Raw genomic sequence first — 24,435 nt, 5'->3', positions numbered from 1 at the left:
GCTTTGGTCCGAGTGAAACCAAAGCCTTCCACTACCAACTCGACCACCTCGGCACACCGCAAGAACTCACCGCGCCTGACGGAGAAATTGTCTGGTCCGCGCATTACCGCGCCTACGGCCAAGGTCGCTCGCCTGGACATAGAAAAAATCGACAACCCGCTACGATTCCAGGGCCAATACTTCGATCAAGAAAGCGGGCTGCACTACAACCGCCATCGCTACTACAATCCAGACAGTGGCCGCTACCTGACGCCGGACCCGGTGAAGCTGGCGGGCGGGATCAACGCGTATCAGTATGTGCCCAACCCTACGGGGTGGGTTGATCCGCTGGGATTGAGTTGCAAAGTGGGAGGGTGCCCCGGCTCAAAAGTCGATCCCCTTCAATCAAGCAAGACACCTGTATTGGACTCGCATGAGAGGTCAGGCGGGCACCTAATTCGTAAGCACGTAGGCCAAACGGACGGCCAGCTAGCCGTAAGGCTAGAATCGGAACCACATATTCCAGCGGCATCTACGTTCAAAACCTTGGAAGAGGCAGAAACACTCGTTTCTAAAAGCTTAGCCACACACAACCAAAACATATCTGAATTTCTAAGAGGAAATAAAGAAACTTTGGTAATCAGGGAGCACTTACAACAGCCCACGGGGTTAAGCTTATTAAGGGGAAGCGACAAGTCAATACCCGTCTACAAATATGTTTTAGTCATAAAACGAAAACCTAGAATGCCAAATGGCTACCTACTACTAACAGGATACCCAATAGAGATATGAATCCCCCACTAACAGAGCTTCAGCAGTTTTTTGGCGGCTACTTTAACCAAGATTGGCTAGAGGATCACCCAACAGCAGATAATGTCATAGACTCATTTTTAACAGACTCCGATGAAGACACGATCATCATCGTAAAAACTGAAATACTTGAACTAATAGCCTCCTACACAAACGAAATAAATCTTCAAAAAAACTTACTCGAAGAACAATACTGCTTTTACTACTACCCATTTGAATGGAAATCAGGGTTATTATGGCTACGCCACATAGTCAGCAAGTTTGATAGTCATTTATTGAACGCCAGAGAAAAATCCGAAAAGGCTAACATAAAAAACAATTAAGCATTAAAAATTTTTTGACTCAAACATTAAACAGAAACGTTGAAAAAGATAGCTACAACCCCCAAAGCTTATTTGAGATAAAAGATTACGACACGGCTTTAAGCCCTTCGCTGATGCCAAGGGTGGCAACAAACGCAAGCCGATCAGCCGAAAAAATTCTCTGATCGGCATGGATCAGGCGATACATTGTAAAGCTTGAATGCCATTATGAGCCTCCTTATCAAAAGTGTGAGGCCTGTTTCCCGGCGCATCTTTTTAATTTTATTTACGGAGTTCTGAAATGAAACACCTCCCAGACTTATCAATACTAAGAAGCCTGCTTTTCACTTACAGCATTGAAAACTACGACGACCTTGAAAGAGAGCGCTTCATAGTCTCCAAGAACATAAACGACGATAAAGAACTGTCAGAACTGTTTGAAAAGCTAACCAAGCCTGAATACACCTCATACAAACTCAAACAGCGTAATTGGTACATCGACACACTTCAGCACTTTCTGAAACAGACGAAAATTTCGACTGCGTATTTTACCTTTATGATACTTATTTCGATGACGAAATCTTAGACAAAAGGCAGTTTATGAAAGTGCTGCTTGATTGCCTCACCCGTTATCAAATCGAGCTCGAAGAGTGTTGATTGATAAGTCCGATGCTTGACGCCTGAAATGGCAACCTTGACGCTGCTTACAAGGAGCTGCAAACATCAAAAAATCACCTGAAATGTCAATCATCCGGGAATCACTCTTCACTTGCGACATTGAGAACACCGACGATTTGGAAAGGGAGCGCATAAAGACGAATTAATCGAGTTATTTGACGAGCTGAAAAAACCAAAATTCTTATCTTTCACAAAACTCGATCAAGATTGATTAATTCTTTCCATCGAATACTATTTATCAAGTAACGATGGCTTTGACGATGCATTCAAAAGGATGGCCACTTACTTTTCCGAACTTATCATCGACCAAAGACGGTTTATGGAGACGCTTCTCGAAAATCTAAAAAATACAGGCATGGTAATCCCAGCAGCCAAATGAAAACTTAAAGTAGCTCCATGCAAAAATTGAATTTGGATTACTCATCCTACAGACATAAGTACGTTCTGACTCAAGCCCTAAAAAACAGCTTGGTAGACGACAATTATGACTTCCAAAGTTTATTCGACATAGACAATGAAGAGGCGACAGGATGACCAAGGACAGAATGGTACGAACTGGAAAGTCCTAAAGTTTTTTAAAAAATGTTTACCGATTCGCTCAGAAAACTTGGAAAGACGACCTTAAAAAATCCAGTATCGAAGACCACGCAACCTAGTAAAAAGCTGCGATAAGTTAAATCCCGCAACAAACAGGCTAACTTTCAGCCCCACTCTCACCAAGGCGTTAAAATGCTTTTTCACCCATCATCCACGCACATAATTTTCGATGCCAACCTGTATTATTTCGTGGGCGTCTTTGATATTTACGACAGAGAAGAAACGAAGGGGGTAGAGTTTGCTCTTTACAACCCCAACGACAACAAAGACAGAGAAAATCTCATACTTAAATATTGCCTGGATCCGTACAACAGGCTTTCCTATCGCCACAGATATAAACTAATGGAGAGCTTAGCACTCGCATTAAGTACCGAAAATTTCAATTTTCAGTCTTACTTTGAGGACGATCCGGAGGAATATTCAACAATGGCTTGGGACGAAACACAAATAGCAAATCCTCGTGGTTTCTTTGCCGACATTTACCAGCTCGCCAACGAGGGGTGGAAAGACGACCTTCAAAAAGCCGGTCTTGAAGACTCATCGACATGGTAAAAAAGCACTTTCCTCAATGAATACCCACAACAGCCCTCTTGGTACAACAACGCGCTCGCCCCAGGGAGCGCGTCAGTCGTAAGGGCGTGATCAGCGTTTGGACAGCTCCATGATCATTCGGCTGAGCAGGTAGATACGCGGTGCCACACTCTCCACTTCGGCGTATTCCTCTGGGGTGTGTATGTTGCCGCCGACAATCCCGAAGCCATCCAGCGTTGGCGTGCCGACCCCGGCCGACAGGCTTGCATCCGCGGCCCCGCCACTGCCTTCAATGGTCAACTTACGCCCCAACTCGCCGTAGATCCCTTGGGCAATCGCGACCAGTTTGTCCGACTCCGGCGTCTGCGGCATGGGTGGCAAGCCGCGTAGCAGGCTGGTTTTCACTTCGGTGTCGGGGATCAACTTGTTGGCCGATACGCGTGCCAGGTCTTTTTCGATACGGTCAAACTCTTCGGGCAACGCGGCGCGAACGTCGGCTTTGGCGGTGGCTTGGTCGGGGATGACGTTGACGCGGTCGCCGGCCTTGAGCACGGTAAAGTTGATGGTGGTTTTTTTCTCTTCGTCGCCGAGTTTGCCCAGTTGCAGAATCTGGTGCGCGGCTTCCATCGCGGCGTTGCGTCCGAGTTCCGGGGCGACGCCGGCGTGGGCAGCTTTGCCTTTGACTTCGACCACGGCGGTGGCGCTGCCTTTGCGCCATACCACCAGGCCGTCGGCTGGGCGGCCGGGTTCCAGGTTCAAGGTGACGTCGTGGCCTTTGGCGGTTTTGCGGATCAGTTCAGAGGCCGCTTCGGAGCCGGTTTCTTCGCTGGCGTCGAGCAGGAAGGTAATTTGTGCGTAGTCCTTGAAGCCTTGGTTTTTCAGGACTTTGAGCGCGTAGATGCCGGCGACGATGCCGCCCTTGTCATCCATCACGCCGGGGCCATAGGCGCGGCCGTCCTTGATATGGAACGGGCGCTCGGCGGCGGAGCCTTCCTTGAACACGGTGTCCATGTGCGCCATCAGCAGGATTTTGGCCTTGCCGGTGCCTTTGAGGGTGGCGATCACATGGCTGCTATTGGCGGCCGCGTCCGGCACTTGCTCGATGCTGAAACCCAGCTGTTTTAACTCATCCACCGCGATGTCGCGCACTTGCGTCAAGCCCGGCGCGTAGCCGGAACCCGAATCGATATTCACCAGGCGTTCAAGCAGTTTCAGCGCGGGGGCCTTGTACTGTTCGGCGTCAGCCTGGATTTGCTTATGCGGTTCGGCGCTGTAGGCCGGCACGGCAAAGGACAAGGCCAGGGTGGCGGCCAAGAGCGTACGGGAGAAGGTGAAGAGCATGGACCGATCCTTGTTTTTTGTTGGGAGGTGCTGCGACACCCTACCCCACTAAACCGACCGCAACCAACTGCCATGCGCTGAACTGACCCGGTTACGCCCACTGCTTTTGGCTTCATATAACGCAAGGTCTGCGTCGTTTAGCCAGCTCGTGGCGTCGGCATGCGCGGGTTGATACGGCGCCAGGCCGATGCTCAAACTGGCGCGCAACGAGGGGTCTTGAGCATACGCCAATGCATTGAAGCGATCACGCAGGGCGTCCATCACTTCGGTGGCGCTGTTGAGCGGCATGCCCGGCAGGATCACGCAAAACTCATCGCCACCGTAGCGCCCCGCCAAGTCAGTGGCGCGCAGGTTCTGGCGCAGCACTTTGCTGAGTTGGCGCAGCACCCTATCGCCGGCCACATGGCCGTAGGTGTCGTTGATCACTTTGAAATGGTCGATGTCGATCAGCGCGATGGCCGCGCCCTGCTGTTCGCGGCGGCAGCGTTGGAACTCGACTTCCAAGTGGTCTTTCCAGGCACCGTGATTGAGCAGGCCGGACAGGCTGTCGGTGCGGCTCAACGCCAATAGCTCGCGCTTGTGCCGGGCCAGGGTTTCGGCTTGGCGGTAGCAGATCCAGCCCAGAACCAAGGGGTACAGCATCAGGATCGGCAGGCAGGCGTAGAGTTGGGCCTGGTTGGTGACGGCGACAAACGCTGGAGTGAACAACAGCAGGGAAACGCCGATGCCCAAGGCATGCGCCACCCAACCGGCGAGCATGAAACGCGGCCCGCCGATGGCGACGTTGTTCATGCTCATCATCGACAACGTGGTCACGCTGGGCAATGGGTTGAAGTACATGGCGCCGACCCAGAAACCGCCGCAAAAAGAATCGAACATCAAATTACGGCGTTCGCTGCGCAGTGAATTACTCGCGCGGCGTGACACTTGATAGGCGAGGTGCGGCCAGATAAAGGCGTTGGTCAGCATCAACGCCCACACCCACCACGGCGGGTTCAAGGGGTACATGCCAAATGCCACACACACAAAGCCGAGCGTTAGCCCAAAGGTGCGCGATTTATACAACCGTGAAGCGAGCGGAAGTCCATTTCCTCCGGCGGCTGACATAGTCGGGTGTAATCCTCGATGAATGCCTGGAGTCTATCAGGGCAGCGGCGAATCGCCACTACCACTCATAAGCCTGCTCAGTGCGAAAAACCCCGCGCCAACATCAATGCCACACCCAGCAACAGCACCGCCGTGACGCGCTGCATCAACACCCGGCGCTTGGGGTTTTCCAGCACGTGCTTGATGCGCTGGCCGAAATAGCAGTACAGGCAACCGCTGGCGAACTGCAGCAGCAGAAAGGTCACGCCGAGGATGGCAATATCCGCCGATGAGCTGTGCTCCCCTGCTCCTGCAAACTGCGGGAATACCGCGCTGAACATAATGATGGTCTTGGGGTTGGAAAACCCGGTCAACAAGCCCTTGCCGAACAGGCTGCGCGAGCCCTCTGCGGCGCCGGCCTTGTTGATCGCCACGCCGCTGCTGGTCCACTGCTTGTAAGCGAGGTAGAGAATGTAGGCCACACCAACGAACTGGATGGCCTGAGTGATAGCGAGGTTGCCCTTGATCAATTCCGAAAAGCCCACGGCAAAGATCAGGATCGAAATCAGGTACGACACACTGGCGCCGATCTGCGCGGGAATCGAGCTGCGCAGGCCGTCTTTCAAGCCCAGGCTCAGCAGGAGCAGGGTCATCGGGCCGGGGCTGAAGGTCATGGTGGCGCAAAACAGCAGAAAGTAGAGGAACGAAGAAAGCGTTAACGCACTTGTCATGTGTCCGAGACCTTGGGTTTTAAGAAACAACAACGGGGCGGAGCACGCAAGCGCCCGCCCCGGCCCCATCAGGCGACCGCGATTTCGGTCGTCAGGGATTCGCGGTACATCAGCGCCAGGTCAGCCAGCGCCGCCTTGGCGGTTTGATTGCGGGTTTCGAACGCCACCAAGCCTTTCCAGTTGGTTTCGACGATGGCCTGCATCACGTCGGCGTAGTCGCAGTTGCCGTCGTGAATACCGAAATGCTGGTCTTGCACGCCATTGTTGTTGCTGAAGGAGATGCCCTTGATCAGGTGGTGGTATTTACGCACCACCTCGGCCGGCAGGCCGTTTTCGATATTGGCGTGGCCCGCATCGAGGAAGAAATACACATTGCTGTGCGCCTGCAGGCGCTCGAACACAAAGGCGTATTCCGCCTCATGCGTGAAGATGTAGTGAAACGGCCGATAGTTGACGTAATTGGACAGGTTCTCCAAGTAAATATCGGTGCCCTTGGCCTCGGCGTAACTCGCCAGTTCCTGTACCGACTTGAGGTAATGCTCCAGGGCTACCTTCTTCGCCATCAGCACCATTTTCGGCTCGACGATGCAGCCACCGTGGATGATCAACGGCGCGCCCAGACGGCTGGCGATGTCGATTTCTTTCTTCACGTACTGCACGGCTGCCGCACGGAAAGCCTCGACGTCACTGCCAAGCGGCGCCTTGAAGTTGCCGTGGAATACCGGCTTTACGCCGGTGGCCGCGATCTGTTCCTGCAGGCTGACGATGCGCGCCTCGGTCCAGTCGTCGACCATTTCGCCGAACAGGCTGCCGTCGATGTACCAGTGGGTGCAACTCCCTTCAACGGCGGTTCGCAGGCCCAATTCGGCGCCCAGGTATTTCTGATGGGCCACACCGGTACAGAACGGCACGGTGGCATTGATCAGCTTGCTTTCCATTAATCGATTCCTTTCGTTGATGACGCTTTAAAGTTCAATGGCCATGAAGTCGGCCTTGGTCACGCCGCAATCCGGACATCTCCAATCTTCAGGCACCTCCTCCCAGGGGGTGCCTGCCGGGATTCCATCTTCAGGAATGCCCAATTCTTCCACGTACATAAAACCGCAGGGTGCGCACATATAAGTCTTCATGAGAATGCGAAATCCATTGCTCGCCTGTAAGAAATTCGCCAATTCCTGGCGAGATGGCGCGCAGTCTAGGTGAGCGACATTGCACAAGGCAGGTAAAGTGATGCTTAATCCGGCCTAACTTCACCGGTAAAATCACCGGCAAAGACAAGGAAGGTTTATGTTTGTATCCGGCGTTGATTTTGTAGAGGGCACGCCCAAGGTTCAGCAGATCGTCGAGGCGTTCAGCCAGGCCATCGAGAGCGGCGAATGGGCACCCGGCAGCAAGTTGCCCTCGGTGCGCGAATTGACCGAAACCCTGGGCGTCAGCAAATTCACCCTCAACGAAGCGCTGGACCGCCTGCGCGGTCGCAACCTGCTGACCTCCAGCCAAGGCCGCGGCTACTTTGTGGCGATGGACACTGCCCGCCCGGCGCCCGTCACGTGGGTCGACCTGCTGCCCCAAGACCTGCTCAGCGTATTGCGCCGCCCATTGGTCAATGCTGTCGGCGACCTGCGCCCCGGTGGCGGGCATTTGCCGGAGGAATGGCTGAATGCCGAAGCGATTCGCCAAACCCTGCGCAGCGTGGTGCGCGCGCCGTCGTTGCGTATCGCCGGGCTGGGCACACCGGCCGGGTTACTGCCGTTGCGTCAGGCCCTGCAACAAAAACTTCACGCGGACGGCTTGTCGGTGCCGGTGGAACAAATCATCACCACACCCAACACCGTGCAAGGCCTGGACATGCTCATGCGCCTGCTCGCGCGCCCCGGCGACACCGTGCTGCTGGACGCACCGTGCTACTTCAACTTCCACGCCAACCTTGCCTTGCACGGCGTCAAGGTCGTGACTGTGCAACGCCGCCCCGACGGCTTCGACTTTACCGCGCTTGAGGAATTGCTGGCCGAGCACCGCCCCAGCCTGTACCTGACCACCAGCGTGCTGCATAACCCCACCGGCCATTCTTTCAGCCCCAGTCAAGCGTTTCGCCTGCTGCAACTGACCCGGCAATACCACTGCCATATCGTCGAGGATGACCTCTACGGCGACCTGCACCCCAACCCGCCGCCACGCCTGGCCGCCCTCGCCGGTCTGGACCAGGTGACCTACCTCTCGGGCTTCTCGAAAATCCTCAGCGCCAACACCCGCGTCAGCTACGTGGTGGCCGCGCCGCAACTGGCAGCCAACCTGACCAACATGAAATTGATGAGCGGCGGCGTGACCTCGGAGCTGTTCGAGCAACTCGTGTACCGCATGCTCAGCGAAGGCAGCTACGCCAAACACCGCAAGCGCATGGTGCAACGCTTGATGGAAGCTGGAGGCCGCGTTGAGCAATGGCTTAAGCGTTGCGGCTGCGAACTGCCGATGGCCTATGAAGGCGGGATGTTCATCTGGGCGCGACTGCCCGCCAAGGTGAACGGCGAACTGCTCGCCCAAGAAGCGCTTAAACGCAGCATGGTGCTGGCGCCGGGCGCATTGTTCGGCTACGACCCTGCCCACCTCAACTCGATGCGCTTTAATGTGGCGCACAGTGATGAGCCACGGGTGCAGCGGGTCTTTGAAGCGCTGCTACTCAAAGCAGTGCGCGGCGCTTGAGCCTGCGGTGATTGACCAGCGACCTGCGCATAGCGTTACCGATGATCCCAGACAAACAAACTGGAGGCTTACGGGCGCGGATTCGGCTCTGTACAGCCCTCCCGTTCCCCAAACGCCCGATCCATTGATGTCTTTCGCCAGCGCGATAACACGCTGATCAATACGGAACTCTCCATCCCACCACCAAGCTGTACAAACATTTGCTCCATCACATGGCCAAGGGCCTTGGACTGGTTCGCCTCAACTGAGTCGACGCTTTACGGCAGCAAGCGTGTTGGTCAAGCATCAGAATTAGACTACCTGTTTATCAGAATCGGCTGACTTATTTATTTTTAAAGACAGGCATAGATTTAATTTCATCGTGAGTTGTACCGCTGACATTTTTGCAATCTCCTAAATAAGGACACGTGCATGAACGTTAAAATTTACAGCACTAAAAATTATGACGATCAAACCCTTACTTACAGAAAAACTATATGACGTTACCAACAGTCTATCTGCACACGTACCTGACTTGATCCGAGCAAATGTAAACACGATGCGCGCAACTCTAAAGCTGGAGCGTTATGCGAGGTTTGATTTTATTATAAGAGACGACACTCCTTACCTGCTTGAAATAAACACATTGCCAGGCCTGAACACTCAGAGTGTTTTCGTAAAAGCATGCCTTCTGGCAGGCATACATTATGATGAAATGATCCGCAAAATAATCGGCAGCTCGCACATCCGCGTTTAAGTGATTTTTTACATCGAGGTGCTCTGATGAAACGTCTCAGCCAAGCTAATGCGCTTATAAATCTATCGCTATGCTTATTGGTGTTCATTTGGGTGATCGGTTGGTTTTTCACGATGAGCGGCCTGGATAAATCTACTCCGTTCTCTTTTTCTGCACTTCGCTTTTTGATAGCTGCTTTAGTGATGCATTTACTGATATTTTTGGGGTCTCGCCATGCCCGATACACACTGCAGGAATGGTTTTTTATTTTACTGGTCGGCATTTTCCAAACAACGATGATGTTTTCTCTTGCCTCCTACGGAATGATCGAGGTCGGATTGTCCAAGGCAGCGATTTTAATTTATTCAACGCCTGTTTGGACTAGCCTATTAGGTTGGTATTTTTTAAGCGAACGACTTTCAATCTTTAAATTTTTCGGGTTGGCTTTTGCCTGCTTAGGCATACTTTTAATATCGATTCCCAGCTTTTTTTACGGCAGTGGAATTGGTATTCTTCTGTTGATTGGATCATCGCTATCCTGGTCTGTCTCTAGTGTGATATTGAAATCCCGACTTGCTCGAAAGGATATGATTTGCATCACCGCATGGCAGATGACATTTGGTTCAATTGGACTGATTGCCTTGGCTTTTTATGTCGACGGTCAAATTGTCTTTGAGGTGGGATTTGAAAGTCTTTTTGCCTTAATCTACGTAAGTTTAGGCGCCTCCGTAGTAGGCTTTACGTTGTGGTTTTATATCGTTTCACGTGTGGACTTGATTCGTTCAAGCATGGCCTCATTATTTGTTCCGGTGTCTGTGCTTATCATCCAGGAGGTCCGAGCGGGAGAGCGTTTAGACCTTATTCTTGTGGTGGCGTCTGTCTTCATTGTTTTGGGGTTGATCATGGTCATCATCGGAACTCAAGTTGGGAAAAAATCAGGGGATCGGTGAACGTTTCTACCTCGACCCGGTGAGGAAAGAATTTGCGCTGCACACACAGATCATCACCCGTTGCAACCGAGTGCTCACCCGCCCTCCCAGATTCGATCATCGCCCTCAAGGTGCTGCCGATCTGCGATGGCGCGGCAACGACAAAATACACATTGCTGATATTAATGACGTTTTATGATTCTACATTTTAATAATTAGGATAGAACCAATCGGCATTTTACAGACCCGGCCACAGCCCCTAGTTTTGACGTGAATAACCGACCCCTTGCCTGGCGGAGGTGTTAATCACGTACTCGACAAGGACAGACCATGAGCATTGAATTCATCGGCTACATTGGCGGCCACCACGCTTCCGAGATCCACCCGCGCAGCGGCCCGACCCTGCAACCGGACTACGTTGAAACCGTGGCCCGCGCCCACGAAGAGGCCGGCTTCGACCGCGCCCTGGTGGCCTTCCATTCCAATAGCCCGGACAGCACGCTGATTGCCTCGCACGCCGCCAGCGTGACCCAAAAGCTGCAGTTTCTGATTGCCCACCGCCCGGGTTTCGCCCAGCCCACGCTGGCCGCACGCCAGTTCACCACGCTGGATGTATTCAACGGCGGGCGCACCGCGGTGCACATCATCACCGGTGGCGATGACCGCGAACTGCGCGCCGACGGCAGCTACATCGGCAAGGACGAACGCTACGCGCGAACCGACGAATACCTCAGCGTGGTCCGCCAGGAATGGACCCGTGAGCAGCCCTTCGATTTCTCTGGCACCTACTACCAAGTCGAAGGCGCGCACTCGACCGTGAAGTCACCGCAACAGCCGCATATTCCGCTGTACTTCGGCGGTTCTTCAGCGGCGGCAATTGCGGTGGCGGGCAAGCATGCCGACGTGTATGCGCTGTGGGGTGAAACCTACGAACAGGTGCGCGAAGTCGTCACCCAAGTGCGCGCAGAAGCGGCCAAGCATGGGCGTACGATTCGTTTCAGTTTGTCGTTGCGGCCGATCCTCGCCGAGACCGAAGAACTGGCCTGGGCACGCGCCGAGAGCATTTTGCAGCAGGCCACGCAGTTGGCCGAGAAGAATGGCTTTGTAAAGCGTGAACCGCCGAACGAAGGCTCGCGCCGGTTACTGGCGGCAGCGGCGCAAGGGTCGCGGCTGGATAAGCGCTTGTGGACCGGGATTGCCGGGTTGCTCGGGGCGCAAGGCAATTCAACTGCGTTGGTGGGCACCGCCGAGCAGGTCGCAGAGGCATTGTTGGATTACTACGACTTGGGGATTACCACCTTCCTGATTCGCGGCTTTGACCCGCTCAATGATGCGATTGATTACGGCAAGCGACTGATCCCGCTTACGCGACAACTGGTTGCAGAACGCGAGCAGGCCAAAAAAGTCGCTTAACCACACCTTGAAACCCATGTGGGAGGGGGCTTGCTCCCGATAGCGGTGCATCAGGCATACAGGTGGCGCCTGACACACTGCAATCGGGAGCAAGCCCCCTCCCACAAAAAGCCAATCTCACAAAAGGCCAATCTCACAAAAGCCCTCCCTCTCACAAGGCTCCTCTCACAAGGCCCCCACACAAGGCTCCTCTCACCTTTGGATCTGCTACGGACTCAGGGTCAGTTTTTGTAGTCCGTATCGGTGCGCTCCAACTGCCTGATCAACGCATTCCAATGCCGCGCGACCCCTGGCCCATCACCTGCTTTAAACACCTCAGCCTGCTTCTCGACCTTGGCCACAACCTCGGCCGGCGGGAACACCAATTCCGCATTCCCCGCCGCCTGCGCCGCAATCTGAATGTTGCACGCACGCTCCAGCCCCTGCAGTTGCTGAAACGCATGCTCCACACTCACGCCCGCCGTCAACAAACCATGGTTACGCAAGATCATCACGCTCTTGTCGCCCAAGTCCGCGACCAGCCGCTCACGCTCGTCCAGGTCCAACGCCACGCCTTCATAACCGTGGTACGCCACGCGCCCGGAAAAACCAATCGAATGCTGAGAGATCGGCAACAAGCCGTCCTTCTGCGCCGACACCGCAATACCGTCACGGGTGTGCGTGTGCAGCACCGCTTGCAAGTCGTGGCGGGCCGCATGAATGGCGCTGTGGATCACGTAGCCTGCGTAATTGATGCCCAGGCCGGTAGGGTCGTCGACGATAGTGCCGTCGAGGTCGACCTTGACCAGATTGGAGGCGCTGATTTCATCAAACAATAGCCCAAAGGCGTTGATCAGAAAATGCTCGTCCGGCCCCGGCACACGGGCGGAGAAGTGGGTGTAGATGTGGTCAGTCCACTTGTACAAGGCCGCCAGTCGATAGGCGGCGGCCAGTTTGACGCGCACCTCCCACTCTTGTGGAGTGACACGCTGACGGACGTTGCTGGAAACGCTGGATAGGGAGGTGACGCTGCTCATGGCAAAACTTCCTGGATGGCCTTAAGGACTTCCAGTCAGCCTAGGGGATGGCCAAAAATAATAAAAAGCACATTTTAATCTAAGCTAATTATTATTTTTTTTCATACTGACCTTCCCCAAATCAGGCCGCGCTACGAACCTTCTGCAGGGCGTCCGTCACCCACTTGCCAAATGCATCCACCGGCCCTTGCAGGTTGCCGAGAAAATGCGGGTAGATCAGCCACAGGTCCATCACCGGCTTGAAGTCCTTGAGCGGCATGACCGCCAATTGTTCGCGATGCGCGCTGCGCTCCAATAAAGGACGGGGCACCAGGCCCAAGCCCAAGCCGTCGGCCACCAGCCCCAACTGCAGCTCGGTACCGAAGGTTTCCAGGTTAACCCGCAGGACCAGGCCCTGGTCGGACAAGGTGCGCTGCAAACCCGCGCGAAAACCGCAACCATCCGGGTTCAGAACCCAGCCGTTCTGGTACACATCCGCGAGCTTGCAGGGCTTCTTCGGCAGTTGCGCCTTGGCGCACACCACCACCAATTCCATCTTGCCGATGGACTCGCCAACGATGTTGTCCGGGAAGATCTTGCCCGCCGGGAACAGCGCCGCGGCCGCATCCAGCTCGCCGCGTTCGATCTTGCCGACCAATTGGCTGCCCCAGCCCGTGGCGACCTGGGCACGCAGGTCGGGGTATTGCGTGCGCAGGTGCTTGAGCGCATCCAGCAGCACCACGTCGCCAATGGTCTGCGGCACACCCAGGCGCAGCAAGCCGGTGGGCGGCGCATCGGTGGCCACCAGTTCACGCAGCGCATCCATCTCGCGCAGGATCAACCGGCATTGCTCATAAACCCGGGTGCCGATCAGCGTGGGCTTGAGCGGCTTAGTGTTGCGGTCAAACAGCTCCACACCCAATGCCTGCTCAAAGTTCTGCACGCGGCGGGTAATGGCCGGCTGGGTCAGTTGCAACGACTCGGCGGCATGGCTGATGGACTGGCAACGAATCACTTCGACAAAGGCATCGATATCATCAATTTTCATTTTGGCCGCGCATAGAGAACAGTCATTAAGATGTGCGCCAAGCATAGTTGTAGCAACGCTATCTGAATAGCCCGCGCTGTGATCGATAACGTCTAACGCTATTCAGCGCGGTTCTAAATTACCTTCGGCTATAAGCTAATCATTAAAAAATAGCATATTAAATATAAACATTATGCTTAGATAAACCGATCAATCCACACCCGTTACGTTATCTGATGGAATTGCCATGACTCAGGCCCGACACCCCGAACGACTCAGAGCCTTTATAGGCGCCCTGGCGGAATTGATCGACGGCAACCCACGCGAAGGCGACCTGTTGCACCGTGGCGGCAAGCTATTGGCGCAACTGGTGAGCCACGATGACTGGCTGCCCGACGAATACGCGCAACCCGACCCCGAGCGCTACCAGCAATTTTTGCTGCATGCCGACTCGCGCCAGCGCTTCAGCGTCGTCAGTTTTGTCTGGGGGCCGGGGCAACGCACGCCGATTCATGACCATCGGGTGTGGGGGCTGATTGGCATGTTGCGCGGCGCGGAGCTTTCGCAAGGTTTTGAACGCGCACCGGGCGGCAGCCTCGTCGCCGAAGGCCAACCGATTCAGTTGGTGCCCGGCCAAGTCGAGGCGGTGTCGCCCAAGGTCGGCGACATCCATCAGGTCAGCAATGCGCACAGCGACCAGGTGTCCATCAGCATTCATGTGTATGGCGCCAATATCGGTGCCGTGCGCCGCGCGGTGTACCAGCCCGACGGCAGCGAAAAACTGTTTATCTCCGGTTATTCCAACGCCTACCTCCCGAACATCTGGGATTTGTCCAAAGAAAAGAGCCCTGCCCTATGACCCGCGTATCGAACCGCAGCTTCGCCCAGATTCGCCAGGCCCTGTTGGCCCATGAAGAAGTCGCATTGGTGGACGTGCGTGAGGAAGCGCCGTTTGCCGAGGCTCACCCGCTGTTCGCTGCGAATATCCCGCTGTCCAAGCTCGAACTGGAGGTGTATTCGCGCATTCCGCGCCGCGATACCCACATCACCGTTTACGACAACGGTGAAGGGCTGGCCAGTCGCGCCGCCGAGCGCCTGGTTGCGCTGGGCTACACCCGCGTCGGCCTGCTCGACGGTGGCCTTGAAGGGTGGCGCCGCGCCGGTGGCGAGCTGTTTATCGATGTGAACGTGCCGAGCAAAGCCTTTGGTGAACTGGTCGAGAGCGAGCGCCATACGCCGTCCCTGGCCGCCGAAGACGTGCAAGCGTTGCTCGACAGCCAGGCCGATGTGGTGGTGCTCGACGCCCGCCGCTTCGACGAATACCAGACCATGAGCATTCCCACCGGCATCAGCGTGCCCGGTGCCGAGTTGGTGTTGCGCGCGCGTGAACTGGCGCCGGACCCGGCCACCCGAATCATCGTCAATTGTGCAGGGCGTACCCGCAGCATTATCGGCACCCAGTCGCTGATCAACGCGGGCGTGGCCAACCCGGTGTCGGCCTTGCGCAACGGCACCATCGGCTGGACCCTGGCCGGGCAGAAGCTCGCGCATGGCCAATCGCGACGCTTTGCGCCGACCGCCGAAGAACATCGCCAGCTCGCCGCTGAGGCTGCACGCCGCGTGGCCGACACGCCAGCGTCGGCCGTGCCAGCCTGGCCGACCTGCAACGCTGGCAGTCGGAACCGGGCCGCACCACCTACCTGTTCGACGTGCGCACCCCGGAAGAATTCGAAGCCGGCCACGTGCCGGGCGCGCGCTCAACGCCGGGCGGCCAGTTGGTGCAGGAAACCGACCACGTCGCCAGCGTGCGCGGCGCGCGGTTGGTGCTGGTGGATGATGACGGCGTGCGCGCCAACATGTCCGCGTCCTGGCTGGCCCAACTGGGCTGGGACGTGCAGGTACTGGATGGCCTGGACGCGGAGCACTTCAGCCAACAGGGCACTTGGGTGGCGCCGGTTCCCGCGCCACCGCAGGCCGAATTGATCAGCCCGCAGACCCTCGCCGAATGGCTGGAACATGGCGACACCGTGGTGCTGGATTTCACCGCCAGCGCCAATTACGTCAAACGCCACATCCCCGGCGCCTGGTGGGCCTTGCGCGCGCAACTGCCCGAGGCGTTGGCCAACGTGCCGTCTGCCCAGCGTTATGTACTCACCTGCGGCAGCAGCCAACTGGCGCGCTGGGCGGTGGCCGAAGTCGAAGCCATTACCGGCAAGCAAGTTTTTCTGCTGCAAGACGGCACGGCTGGCTGGATCAATGCGCAGTTGCCGCTCGAAGAAGGCGAAACGCATTTGGCTTCACCGCGTATTGATCGCTACCGCCGACCTTACGAAGGCACCGACAGTCCCAGGGAGGCTATGCAGGCTTACCTGGATTGGGAATATGGCCTGGTCGCCCAATTGGCCCGCGACGGCACGCATGGTTTCTATGTGATTTGAGTGAGGAGGCTCGCAGGCTTAATCCATAGAACATGGGGATTTGTTTGCCGATACAAAGGGCCAGTGAAATTACACCGTTGTGGCTGCATAGATGGGCTTTTTGATTGACGCAGTTAGTGCCCTGAATTAAGAGTAATTGAGCCTTCTACAAAGTTGACATGACTACCGTTAATCAGGAGGTAAAGCTTGAACGACCTTGCCATTCGAACTGCGTTGATAACGGATGCAGTCGTACTGTGCAACGCAGAGCGCGAAACCGCTCGGACGCCTGGGCTACTGATATCGCGTCCGAGTGAGTTCAGCCGTCAATCCTTTGAGAATAAAATCGACGCACTGAATCGTGACGGTTTGTATCTGGTGGCCGAGCGAAATGGCCTGGTGGTGGGTCATGCCTTGCTAGAGCGTTTTGGGCTTGAGGCACTCGCTCACGTAGTAAGCCTGACCATCGTTGTGCACCCCAACAACCTGGGGCAGGGTGTGGGACACGCGCTGATGACCGCCCTTCTGGAATGGGCCAGCGCTCAGCCCGGCCTGGTCAAGATCGAACTACGCGTACGTGAAACCAACTTGCGTGCCCGACGCCTCTATGAAAAGTTCGGCTTTGTTGAGGAAGGACGTTTGCAAAAGCGAGTCCTGCTGCCAGACGGCACCTTCATTGCCGATATCACCATGGCTTGGTTTGCCCCTGATTAGGTTTTGCGATGCATGCGGTAAATTTTGGCGAGCCCGCTCGCTACAGTTGCTCTTTACAGCGACTCTCCACAGCCAACCTCACAAAATGCAGTATCAAAATAATAAACAATAATATAATCAATTATTTTAATAATTAACATATAACCAAAAAGAACTTCACAGCCACTTTTTATAGGCATAACGTTAACACCCTCACCGACCCCTTCTCCAGGCGGAGGTAGCAAACCCCTTTATTGATCTGCCTGGAGCCCGCATCTCATGGTCTTTGCCACTCCCTTCAAACGCCTGCTCCTGGGCACCACGCTCGCCCTTAGCCTGATCACCACGGCCCATGCCGCCGACCTGCAGCCGCTGCGGGTGGCCAACCAGAAATCCACCATCAAGGCGCTGCTGGAAGTCTCCGGCGAAACCAAAAACCTGCCCTATCAAATCCAGTGGTCGGAGTTCCCCTCCGCCTCGCCACTGGGCGAAGCTTTGAATGCCGGCGCCGTGGATGTCGGCGCGCTCGGCGATGCGCCGTACGTGTTCGCCCTCGGTGCTGGCGCTGCGCTCAAGGTGGTCAGCATCATCCACGCCGAGGGGCGCAACACCACCGCGCTGCTGGTGCCCAAAGGCTCGCCGATCCAGACGGTGGCCGACCTCAAGGGCAAAAAAATCGTCACCGGGCGCGGCTCTATCGGCCATTACCTGGCGATCAAGGCGCTGGCCAGCGCGGGCCTGACGACCCAGGACGTGCAGTTCATTTTCCTGCTGCCCAGCGAATCACGCCTGGTGCTGGATAACGGCACCGTCGACGCGTGGGCCACCTGGGACCCCTACACCACCGTGGTCACCTCGCAAAGCCAGGCCCGCGTGCTGATCAGCGGCAACCAACTGTTGAGCAACCACCTGTACCTCGCGGCCACCCGCCAGGCCATCGCCGATAAGCGCCCGCAACTGGACGACTTTGTCGCCCGCGTCGACCGCGCTTACGCCTGGGCCAACACCCACCCCCAATGAGTACGCCGCCGCTCAGGCGAAGATCACCCGCCTGCCGTTGGCGGTGCACGTCGAGGTGGCCAAGGCCACACACCTGACCCCGGTGATGATCGACGACAGCGTGATCAGCGGCCTGCAAGCCACTGCCGACACTTATCAAAAAGAAGGCCTGATTACCCAACACATCGACGTGTCGCAGGGCTTCGACAAGAGTTTCAACGCCAAGCGTGTGCCACTTTCCCAAGCATCGCGCTGATAAAAAGCATCGCGCCACAAGGAGCAGAACATGAGCAAGCCACGTCAATTGAAACTCGGTGCCATGGTCCACGGAGTCGGCCACGGCTGGGGCGAATGGCGCCACCCACAGGCGCTGCCGAATGCCAGTACTGATTTTGCGTTCTACAAGCAGCAGACTGAACTGGCCGAGGCGGCCAAGTTCGACTTCGTTTTCATTGCCGACAGCCTGCATATCCACGCCAAGTCCAGCCCGCACTACCTCAACCGGTTCGAGCCGCTGACTATCCTCTCGGCGCTGGCCGCGTTGACCACCCATATCGGCCTGGTCGCCACCGTGACCGTCAGCTACACCGAGCCCTACCAGGTGGCGCGCCAGTTCGCGTCGCTGGACCATATCAGCGGCGGCCGCGCCGGCTGGAACGTGGTCACGTCGTGGCTGAGCGGCACCGCCGATAACTTCAGCAAGGCCGAGCACCCACCGCATGCCGTGCGCTACCGCATCGCCAAGGAACACGTAGACACCTTTAAAGCCCTGTGGGACTCCTGGGAAGACGACGCCTTTACCTACAACAAGCACAGCGGCGAGTTTTTCGCCCCGGGCAAGCTGCATGCGCTGAACCACAAAGGCGAGTTTTTCTCGGTAAAAGGCCCCTTGAATATCGCGCGCTCACGCCAGGGCCAGCCGGTGATTTTTCAGGCCGGCACTTCCGAAGACGGGCGTAACTTTGCCGCGCAAAACGCCGACGCAATCTTTGTGCACGTCGAGAGCATTGAAGAAGGCCTGGCCTACACCCAAGACCTGAAACGCCGCGCCCAAGGCTTTGGCCGTGACGCCGACAGCCTGTCGATCCTGCCGGGTATTCGCCCGATTGTCGGGCGTGACGCCGCCGAAGTGGAAAGCCGCTATCAGCAGGCCGTGGACCTGGTGACCATCGAAGACGCGATTGTCGCCCTCGGCCGGCCCTTCAATGACCATGATTTCAGCCAATATCCGCTGGATGAGGCGTTCCCGGAGCTCGGCGACCTCGGCTCCAACAGCCAAAAAGGCGGCTCTGACCGCATCAAGCAATTGGCCCGTGACGAAGGCCTGACGCTGCGCGAAGTGGCGCTGCGTTTTTCGCGGCCCAAGCGTGATTTTGTCGGTACCCCGGAACAGGTCGCCGATACGCTGCAGGCCTGGTTCGAGACCGGCGCCAGCGATGGTTTCATCATCAACTCGGTGTTGCCGGACGGCTTGCAGTACTTCACCGAATGGGTGGTGCCGGTGTTGCAGCAACGCGGGCTGTTTCGCAGCGAGTACAGCGGCCACACCCTGCGCGATAACCTTGAACTGCAAGTGCCGGCCAACCGTTACAGCGTCGCCGCCGAGGTCGAAGAACAGGTGGAGGCGCTGGCATGAGCCTATCCTCGCAACCCTCCTTGCGCTCGGTCGAAGTCGCCAACTTCGAAGCGTTGCTGGAACGCCTTAGTGGTGAGCTGGCCGGCACCGCTCACGTGTATGACGAGAGCGGCGCCTTCCCCCACGAAAACTTCAAGCGGCTGCATGACCACGGCCTGGTCGCGCTCACCGTGCCCAAGGCCCTCGGCGGCGGCGGTGCCAGCTTGCCAAGGGCGCGCAAGGCCATCAGCGCGATTGCCAAGGGCGAGCCTTCCACTGCGCTGATTCTGGTGATGCAGTACCTGCAACACACGCGCCTGCAAGACAGCAAAACCTGGCCGCAGCACCTGCGCGTGCAAGTGGCCGAAGACGCAGTGCGCAACGGCGCGCTGATCAACGCCTTGCGCGTCGAACCCGACCTCGGCACACCGGCCCGCGGCGGCTTGCCGGCGACCACCGCAGTGCGCACCGCCGAGGGCTGGCGCATCAGCGGGCGCAAAATTTATTCCACCGGCAGCCATGGCCTGAGCTGGTTCAGCGTGTGGGCGCGCAGCAACGATGAGGACCCGCTGGTAGGCGCCTGGCTGGTGCCGAAAAACAGCCCCGGCGTGAGCATCATCGACACCTGGGACCACTTGGGCATGCGCGCCACGTGCAGCCATGAAGTGGTGTTCGACAACGTGCTGGTGCCGCTGGACCACGCGGTCAGCGTCAGCCCGTGGAGCGCACCGCAACCGGAGCTGGATGGCGATGGTTTGCTGTGGATGTCGGTGTTGTTGTCCTCGGTGTATGACGCCGTGGCACAGGCCGCGCGCGATTGGCTGGTGAACTGGCTGGAAGAACGCACGCCCTCGAACCTCGGCGCCGCGCTGTCGACCTTGCCCCGCTTTCAGGAGATCGTCGGCCATATCGACACCTTGCTGTTTGCCAACCGCAGCCTGCTCGACGCGGCTGCCGACGGCCACACACCGGTCGCCAACGCCGCGCAGTTGAAGTATCTGGTGACCGGCAATGCGATCCGCGCCGTCGAGTTGGCCATCGAGGCCTCGGGCAACCCCGGCCTGTCGCGCCACAGCCCGCTGCAACGGCATTACCGCGACGTGCTCTGCAGTCGCGTGCACACCCCACAGAACGATGCGGTGTTGCAGGGCGTCGGCAAAGCGCTGTTCGCCCAACGCCAAAAGGAACGCACATGAGCCAGGTGATTATCGCCAGCCAGTTGGACGAAGATTACAATCAGGTCATCCGCGCACGGCTGGCGCCACTGTATCCCGAAGCGCAGGTGATCGGCGTGCCGGTTGGCGTACCGAGCGACCTGCCGCCGCAGGCGAATATTCTGCTGCTGCGCCCGATCAATGTGCGTGGCTACAGCGCACCGCACACGCCACCGCCCGGCTGGCCGTATGGCGCGCAGTGGGTGCACCTGGTGTCGTCGGGCATCGACTTTTACCCGCAATGGCTGTTCAACGGCCCGCCGGTCACCACCTCGCGTGGCAGCGCCGCCGACAACTTGGCCGAGTTCGCGCTGGCGGCGATCTTTGCCGCAGCCAAGCACCTGCCGGACATCTGGGTGAATAACGCCGAGTGGAATTTCACTGCGCTAAGACCGCTCAAGGGCACCACGCTGGGGATTCTCGGCTTTGGTGCAATTGGCCAACGCCTGGCGCAAAAGGCCCAGGCGCTGGGCATTCATGTGGTCGCGCTGCGCCACAGCCAAACGCCGTTTGAGGTGGCCGGCGTGGAGGCCGCGCGGGACATCCACGACCTGTTTGCCCGCGCCGACCACCTGGTACTCGCGGCGCCGCTGACCGAGGCCACGCGGCATATCATCAACCGTGACGTGCTCGGCAGCGCCAAGCCGGGGCTGCACCTGATTAACATTGCGCGCGGTGGTTTGCTTGATCAGGCGGCGCTGCTGGAAGCGCTCGACAGCGGCCAGGTCGGCCTGGCTTCGCTCGACGTGACCGAGCCGGAACCGTTGCCGGACGGGCACCCGTTGTACAGCCATCCACGCGTGCGCTTGTCACCGCACACCTCGGCGATTTCCACCAACAGCCGGCAAGAGATTGCCGATACGTTTGTGGCGAATCTGCAGCGCTATGTAAGCGGCTCGGAGCTGCAAAACATTGCCAACCGGTAACTGTGGAGAGCGGGCTTGCCGCAACAGCCCGCTCGCCACAGATAAACCGGTTTGAACGCCGTCTAACCTGCAGAAGCCAAATTTTTCAAGTTGGCCTCAGCATCGTCTCTGGCCAAATACAAGAAGCCTTTGCCTTCCTGGACTTTGATTAACGCCTTCATACCGACCAATTTCTCCAAGTCCTTACGCGCGGTATTCTCCGAAATATCATAGTCGTGGGTGAGTTCCTTGGGCGTGAAAATGCGCCCTGGATGGGCGAGCACTTTTTTCAAGAAGTGAGCTTGCCGATAATTAAAATTATCTTTTAGACGCAAGGCGTCCAGCCACACCACCAACGCCTCAGCTTCTTCTCTTTTATATTCGAAATAATCCATGAACTCATTAATTGCGCGCTCGATAATCCGCAACTGATAAATCACGAAATAAGTCAAATCAAACGAATCAGTCTCAGTATAAACATACGAGCGCGCGTACTGCACAGGGGCTTGTTTTAGTAGAGTACTTATTGAAATATATTCAAAAGACCAATAACCGCTTTTGAGCATAAACCAATAAAACAAGCAGCGCGCGGTCCGACCGTTACCATCCCTGAAAGGATGCTCGTAGCCAATCATGAAATGCAAAATAATCGCCTTTACCACCGGATGTATAAAGGCCCGCCCATCCTGCCCATCGTGCCTGTCATTGGCAAAAAGGCATAGCGCTTCCAGTCGCGCCGGCAGCAACGCGGCTTGGGGAGGCTGGTGAATAACTTCATCACCTGCCCCGCCAACAAAAATATCATCAGCGTCTCTGACCTGACCCGGATGAACATTTTCTTCGTTTATCCCCGCCGTCGCTATGCTATGAAACTCACAGATCAGATCGATAGAAAGACGCTCACCCTTATTGTACTTGGCGCTTTTCATAAGCTGATAATTATTAAGAATCATGCGCTCGTCATCATTTTGAGGCGCGCGCTCCTTAGCTAACATATCCTTTGCAATCTCACGCGTCGTTGCAGCCCCTTCTAACTGCGCACTGGATATCGCCTCTTCCATCATCAAGGAGTCGACCAGATACTTATTATCATCACGCTGCTTGTTAGAGGATTCGGCCTCTACACCCAATCTTGACGCCACTAACTCAATGCCGTGAATAACCGCACTACAAAAATCGGTCATGTACAATAAAAACGGATTATCACACTCACTTCGAAGTTCAAGGGTCTTACTTCCATAGGACCGAGACATTTTGGTCGCAGCCCATGCGGCCTCTTTATTGACACCCGGCGCGGGGTGTCTTCTGAATTCATCCCAATGCAGATATCTGCCTTTGTCATCAACAGCTTTATAGGTGCTTGCCAGCTCAAAAATCTTTAAGCCATGCTGTTTTAGCAGCACACCGAAATCGGTGGGCTTGTGGATTTTAGCCATCGTTGAAACTCAATTTTCAAAAATTGAGTTGATCCTTACGCGTGCGCTTCAGAGTGTCAAGGCCCAAGAAAACAGGTATCGCACTGATGCGACGCCTGAACCGCCTCTCACAACTGACGCACAGCGCTTGCGAGAAGCTCGCCATTCACGACCGGGTGCGCCAAAGCAAGGGAGGCAGCGAGCTAAAAAGCGCCTTAAGCTCAGATCGAAAGAGTATTTATTGAATGGTTTTTAGAACCTTAAGATTGGGTATATTTCGTTGAAGATCGAGCGCGCCATGTCTATTCGTCGTCCCCTCGCCATGCTCATCGGGCTACTGGCCTTTTCCGTTGCCGTGAGTGCCGAGGCCCAGCAAACCGTGCGTATCGGTTACCAGAAATCCTCAACCCTGATCACTCTGCTAAAAACCCAAGGCACCCTGGAAAAAGCCCTCAAGGCCGACAATATCGACGTAAGCTGGCACGAGTTCCCCAGTGGCCTGCCGCTGCTCGAAGCGCTGAACGTGGGCAATGTGGATATTAGCGCCGACGTGGCCGACACCGTGCCGATCTTCGCGCAGGCGGCGCAAGCCAAACTGACTTACTTCGCCCAAGAGGCGCCCTCGCCTTCAGCCCAAGCCATTGTGGTGCGCAAGGACTCGCCGATTCAGCAATTGGCGGATTTGAAAGGCAAGAAAATCGCCGTGACCAAGGCCGCCGGCACTCACTATTTGCTGATTGCTGCGCTGGCCAAAGCCGGCCTGGCGTTCTCGGACGTAGAGCCCGCCTACTTGTCGCCGGCTGACGGTCGCGCGGCGTTCGAAAACAACAAGGTTGCCGCCTGGGTCACCTGGGAACCCTTCCTCACCAGCGTGCAGCGGCAACTGCCAACGCGCACACTGGCCGATGGCGTTGGGCTGGCCAGTTACAAACGCTATTACCTGACCGGAACGCCGTACGCCAAGGCGCATCCCGACGTGTTGAAGCGCGTGTATGAGCAACTGGAAAAGGCGGGCCAGTGGGTCAAAACCCACCCGCAGGACGCGGCAAAAGTGCTCGGCCCGCTGTGGGGCAACCTGGACGTGGCCACGGTTGAGGCCGCCAACGCGCACCGCAGTTATCAGGTGCAGCCGGTGACGATTGATCAGTTGGGCGAACAGCAGAAGATTGCCGATGCGTTTTTCAAGGCCGGGCTGTTGCCCAAGGCGGTCGACGCCAAGGATGTAGACACCTGGAAGCCTTGATGCCTGCCAGCTTCAAACTGTGGGAGGGGGCTTGCTCCCGATGGCGGTGTGTCAGTCAGCTTATGCATCGACTGAAACTCAGCTATCGGGAGCAAGCCCC

At 56.6% G+C, this 24,435-nt stretch carries 20 protein-coding genes and 3 pseudogenes; 15 read left to right on the top strand and 8 right to left on the bottom strand.

Annotated elements, in window-relative coordinates:
* The 3 genes and pseudogenes from F0169_RS10265 to F0169_RS10245 all read left to right on the top strand — a co-directional run.
* Positions 1-771 (top strand): annotated as a pseudogene (locus tag F0169_RS10265) (RHS repeat-associated core domain-containing protein); the annotation flags it as partial.
* On the top strand, positions 768-1,112 hold the full coding sequence (locus tag F0169_RS10260) for a contact-dependent growth inhibition system immunity protein (protein WP_152746439.1): 345 nt from the start codon (positions 768-770) through the stop codon (positions 1,110-1,112). The pseudogene F0169_RS10265 and the gene F0169_RS10260, both read left to right, overlap by 4 nt.
* A 1,386-nt stretch (positions 1,113-2,498) precedes the next feature.
* Positions 2,499-2,918, top strand: a complete 420-nt coding sequence (locus F0169_RS10245) for a hypothetical protein (protein WP_152746438.1) — start codon at positions 2,499-2,501, stop codon at positions 2,916-2,918.
* 90 nt (positions 2,919-3,008) lie between these two features.
* Here the strand turns inward: F0169_RS10245 and F0169_RS10240 are convergent, their stop codons facing one another.
* The 5 genes from F0169_RS10240 to F0169_RS10220 form a co-directional block, all read right to left on the bottom strand.
* Complete coding sequence (locus F0169_RS10240) at positions 3,009-4,238, bottom strand: M20/M25/M40 family metallo-hydrolase (protein WP_152746437.1); 1,230 nt, start codon at positions 4,236-4,238, stop codon at positions 3,009-3,011.
* Between the two features lie 48 nt (positions 4,239-4,286).
* Positions 4,287-5,345, bottom strand: coding sequence for a diguanylate cyclase (locus F0169_RS10235; RefSeq protein ID WP_152746436.1), 1,059 nt, complete (start codon positions 5,343-5,345; stop codon positions 4,287-4,289).
* A 77-nt stretch (positions 5,346-5,422) separates the two neighbouring features.
* Positions 5,423-6,055 (bottom strand): LysE family translocator, encoded by a 633-nt coding sequence (locus tag F0169_RS10230; RefSeq protein WP_152746435.1) that lies wholly within the window; start codon positions 6,053-6,055, stop codon positions 5,423-5,425.
* Positions 6,056-6,123: 68 nt separating this feature from the next.
* Complete coding sequence (locus F0169_RS10225; RefSeq protein ID WP_058413431.1) at positions 6,124-6,993, bottom strand: sugar phosphate isomerase/epimerase family protein; 870 nt, start codon at positions 6,991-6,993, stop codon at positions 6,124-6,126.
* 27 nt (positions 6,994-7,020) lie between these two features.
* A complete protein-coding gene (locus F0169_RS10220; RefSeq protein WP_152746434.1) occupies positions 7,021-7,185 on the bottom strand; it encodes a rubredoxin in 165 nt (54 codons plus the stop codon).
* A gap of 157 nt (positions 7,186-7,342) precedes the next feature.
* On the opposite strand from F0169_RS10220, the gene F0169_RS10215 reads away from it, so the two are divergent.
* The 4 genes from F0169_RS10215 (at position 7,343) to F0169_RS10200 (ending at position 11,812) form a co-directional block, all read left to right on the top strand.
* The gene (locus tag F0169_RS10215) at positions 7,343-8,755 is read left to right on the top strand and encodes an aminotransferase-like domain-containing protein (protein WP_058413432.1); all 1,413 of its coding nucleotides are present in this window, start codon (positions 7,343-7,345) and stop codon (positions 8,753-8,755) included.
* A gap of 442 nt (positions 8,756-9,197) precedes the next feature.
* Entirely contained in the window at positions 9,198-9,491 is a 294-nt protein-coding gene (locus tag F0169_RS28380) for a D-alanine--D-alanine ligase family protein (RefSeq protein WP_152746433.1), read from the top strand.
* A 26-nt stretch (positions 9,492-9,517) separates the two neighbouring features.
* The gene (locus tag F0169_RS10205; protein ID WP_152746432.1) at positions 9,518-10,420 is read left to right on the top strand and encodes a DMT family transporter; all 903 of its coding nucleotides are present in this window, start codon (positions 9,518-9,520) and stop codon (positions 10,418-10,420) included.
* A 309-nt stretch (positions 10,421-10,729) separates the two neighbouring features.
* The gene (locus F0169_RS10200; protein ID WP_152746431.1) at positions 10,730-11,812 is read left to right on the top strand and encodes an LLM class flavin-dependent oxidoreductase; all 1,083 of its coding nucleotides are present in this window, start codon (positions 10,730-10,732) and stop codon (positions 11,810-11,812) included.
* Positions 11,813-12,033: 221 nt separating this feature from the next.
* Here F0169_RS10200 and F0169_RS10195 read toward each other — a convergent pair whose 3' ends face one another.
* Together F0169_RS10195 and F0169_RS10190 are read right to left on the bottom strand one after the other, a co-directional pair.
* Positions 12,034-12,828, bottom strand: coding sequence for a class II aldolase/adducin family protein (locus F0169_RS10195; protein ID WP_152746430.1), 795 nt, complete (start codon positions 12,826-12,828; stop codon positions 12,034-12,036).
* Positions 12,829-12,949: 121 nt separating this feature from the next.
* The gene (locus F0169_RS10190) at positions 12,950-13,855 is read right to left on the bottom strand and encodes a LysR family transcriptional regulator (RefSeq protein ID WP_152746429.1); all 906 of its coding nucleotides are present in this window, start codon (positions 13,853-13,855) and stop codon (positions 12,950-12,952) included.
* Between the two features lie 226 nt (positions 13,856-14,081).
* Between F0169_RS10190 and F0169_RS10185 the strand changes: the two genes are divergently transcribed.
* The 7 genes and pseudogenes from F0169_RS10185 to F0169_RS10155 all read left to right on the top strand — a co-directional run bounded on the left by F0169_RS10185 (position 14,082) and on the right by F0169_RS10155 (position 21,698).
* On the top strand, positions 14,082-14,693 hold the full coding sequence (locus F0169_RS10185; protein WP_152746428.1) for a cysteine dioxygenase family protein: 612 nt from the start codon (positions 14,082-14,084) through the stop codon (positions 14,691-14,693).
* Positions 14,690-16,272, top strand: a pseudogene (locus F0169_RS10180) (rhodanese-related sulfurtransferase). The gene F0169_RS10185 and the pseudogene F0169_RS10180 overlap by 4 nt, the downstream one beginning before the upstream one ends.
* Positions 16,273-16,458: 186 nt before the next feature.
* Positions 16,459-16,965, top strand: coding sequence for a GNAT family N-acetyltransferase (locus F0169_RS10175; protein WP_058413438.1), 507 nt, complete (start codon positions 16,459-16,461; stop codon positions 16,963-16,965).
* A gap of 258 nt (positions 16,966-17,223) precedes the next feature.
* Positions 17,224-18,199, top strand: a pseudogene (locus F0169_RS10170) (ABC transporter substrate-binding protein).
* A 30-nt stretch (positions 18,200-18,229) separates the two neighbouring features.
* On the top strand, positions 18,230-19,579 hold the full coding sequence (locus tag F0169_RS10165; RefSeq protein WP_152746427.1) for an LLM class flavin-dependent oxidoreductase: 1,350 nt from the start codon (positions 18,230-18,232) through the stop codon (positions 19,577-19,579).
* A complete protein-coding gene (locus tag F0169_RS10160) occupies positions 19,576-20,754 on the top strand; it encodes an acyl-CoA dehydrogenase family protein (protein ID WP_152746426.1) in 1,179 nt (392 codons plus the stop codon). The genes F0169_RS10165 and F0169_RS10160 overlap by 4 nt, the downstream gene beginning before the upstream one ends.
* A complete protein-coding gene (locus F0169_RS10155; protein WP_058413442.1) occupies positions 20,751-21,698 on the top strand; it encodes a D-isomer specific 2-hydroxyacid dehydrogenase family protein in 948 nt (315 codons plus the stop codon). The genes F0169_RS10160 and F0169_RS10155 overlap by 4 nt, the downstream gene beginning before the upstream one ends.
* 62 nt (positions 21,699-21,760) lie before the next feature.
* Here the strand turns inward: F0169_RS10155 and F0169_RS10150 are convergent, their stop codons facing one another.
* Positions 21,761-23,113: a Fic family protein gene (locus F0169_RS10150; RefSeq protein WP_122249897.1), complete on the bottom strand. Its 1,353-nt coding sequence runs from the start codon at positions 23,111-23,113 to the stop codon at positions 21,761-21,763.
* A gap of 277 nt (positions 23,114-23,390) precedes the next feature.
* Between F0169_RS10150 and F0169_RS10145 the strand changes: the two genes are divergently transcribed.
* Entirely contained in the window at positions 23,391-24,335 is a 945-nt protein-coding gene (locus F0169_RS10145) for an aliphatic sulfonate ABC transporter substrate-binding protein (protein WP_152746425.1), read from the top strand.
* Positions 24,336-24,435 lie beyond the last annotated feature (100 nt).

Source organism: Pseudomonas kitaguniensis (assembly GCF_009296165.1).
Lineage (GTDB): Bacteria > Pseudomonadota > Gammaproteobacteria > Pseudomonadales > Pseudomonadaceae > Aquipseudomonas > Aquipseudomonas kitaguniensis.
Note: the sequence above shows the minus strand (reverse complement) of the source record. Positions and strands in the feature narration are given on the sequence as shown.

Excerpts from the sequence above, each read along its gene's own strand:
- F0169_RS10260 (WP_152746439.1), top strand. The coding sequence starts at position 768 with ATGAATCCCCCACTAACAGAGCTTCAGCAGTTTTTTGGCGGCTACTTT.
- F0169_RS10245 (WP_152746438.1), top strand. The coding sequence starts at position 2,499 with ATGCTTTTTCACCCATCATCCACGCACATAATTTTCGATGCCAACCTG.
- F0169_RS10240 (WP_152746437.1), bottom strand. The coding sequence starts at position 4,238 with ATGCTCTTCACCTTCTCCCGTACGCTCTTGGCCGCCACCCTGGCCTTG.
- F0169_RS10235 (WP_152746436.1), bottom strand. The coding sequence starts at position 5,345 with ATGTCAGCCGCCGGAGGAAATGGACTTCCGCTCGCTTCACGGTTGTAT.
- F0169_RS10230 (WP_152746435.1), bottom strand. The coding sequence starts at position 6,055 with ATGACAAGTGCGTTAACGCTTTCTTCGTTCCTCTACTTTCTGCTGTTT.
- F0169_RS10225 (WP_058413431.1), bottom strand. The coding sequence starts at position 6,993 with ATGGAAAGCAAGCTGATCAATGCCACCGTGCCGTTCTGTACCGGTGTG.
- F0169_RS10220 (WP_152746434.1), bottom strand. The coding sequence starts at position 7,185 with ATGAAGACTTATATGTGCGCACCCTGCGGTTTTATGTACGTGGAAGAA.
- F0169_RS10215 (WP_058413432.1), top strand. The coding sequence starts at position 7,343 with ATGTTTGTATCCGGCGTTGATTTTGTAGAGGGCACGCCCAAGGTTCAG.
- F0169_RS28380 (WP_152746433.1), top strand. The coding sequence starts at position 9,198 with ATGACGATCAAACCCTTACTTACAGAAAAACTATATGACGTTACCAAC.
- F0169_RS10205 (WP_152746432.1), top strand. The coding sequence starts at position 9,518 with ATGAAACGTCTCAGCCAAGCTAATGCGCTTATAAATCTATCGCTATGC.
- F0169_RS10200 (WP_152746431.1), top strand. The coding sequence starts at position 10,730 with ATGAGCATTGAATTCATCGGCTACATTGGCGGCCACCACGCTTCCGAG.
- F0169_RS10195 (WP_152746430.1), bottom strand. The coding sequence starts at position 12,828 with ATGAGCAGCGTCACCTCCCTATCCAGCGTTTCCAGCAACGTCCGTCAG.
- F0169_RS10190 (WP_152746429.1), bottom strand. The coding sequence starts at position 13,855 with ATGAAAATTGATGATATCGATGCCTTTGTCGAAGTGATTCGTTGCCAG.
- F0169_RS10185 (WP_152746428.1), top strand. The coding sequence starts at position 14,082 with ATGACTCAGGCCCGACACCCCGAACGACTCAGAGCCTTTATAGGCGCC.
- F0169_RS10165 (WP_152746427.1), top strand. The coding sequence starts at position 18,230 with ATGAGCAAGCCACGTCAATTGAAACTCGGTGCCATGGTCCACGGAGTC.
- F0169_RS10160 (WP_152746426.1), top strand. The coding sequence starts at position 19,576 with ATGAGCCTATCCTCGCAACCCTCCTTGCGCTCGGTCGAAGTCGCCAAC.
- F0169_RS10155 (WP_058413442.1), top strand. The coding sequence starts at position 20,751 with ATGAGCCAGGTGATTATCGCCAGCCAGTTGGACGAAGATTACAATCAG.
- F0169_RS10150 (WP_122249897.1), bottom strand. The coding sequence starts at position 23,113 with ATGGCTAAAATCCACAAGCCCACCGATTTCGGTGTGCTGCTAAAACAG.
- F0169_RS10145 (WP_152746425.1), top strand. The coding sequence starts at position 23,391 with ATGTCTATTCGTCGTCCCCTCGCCATGCTCATCGGGCTACTGGCCTTT.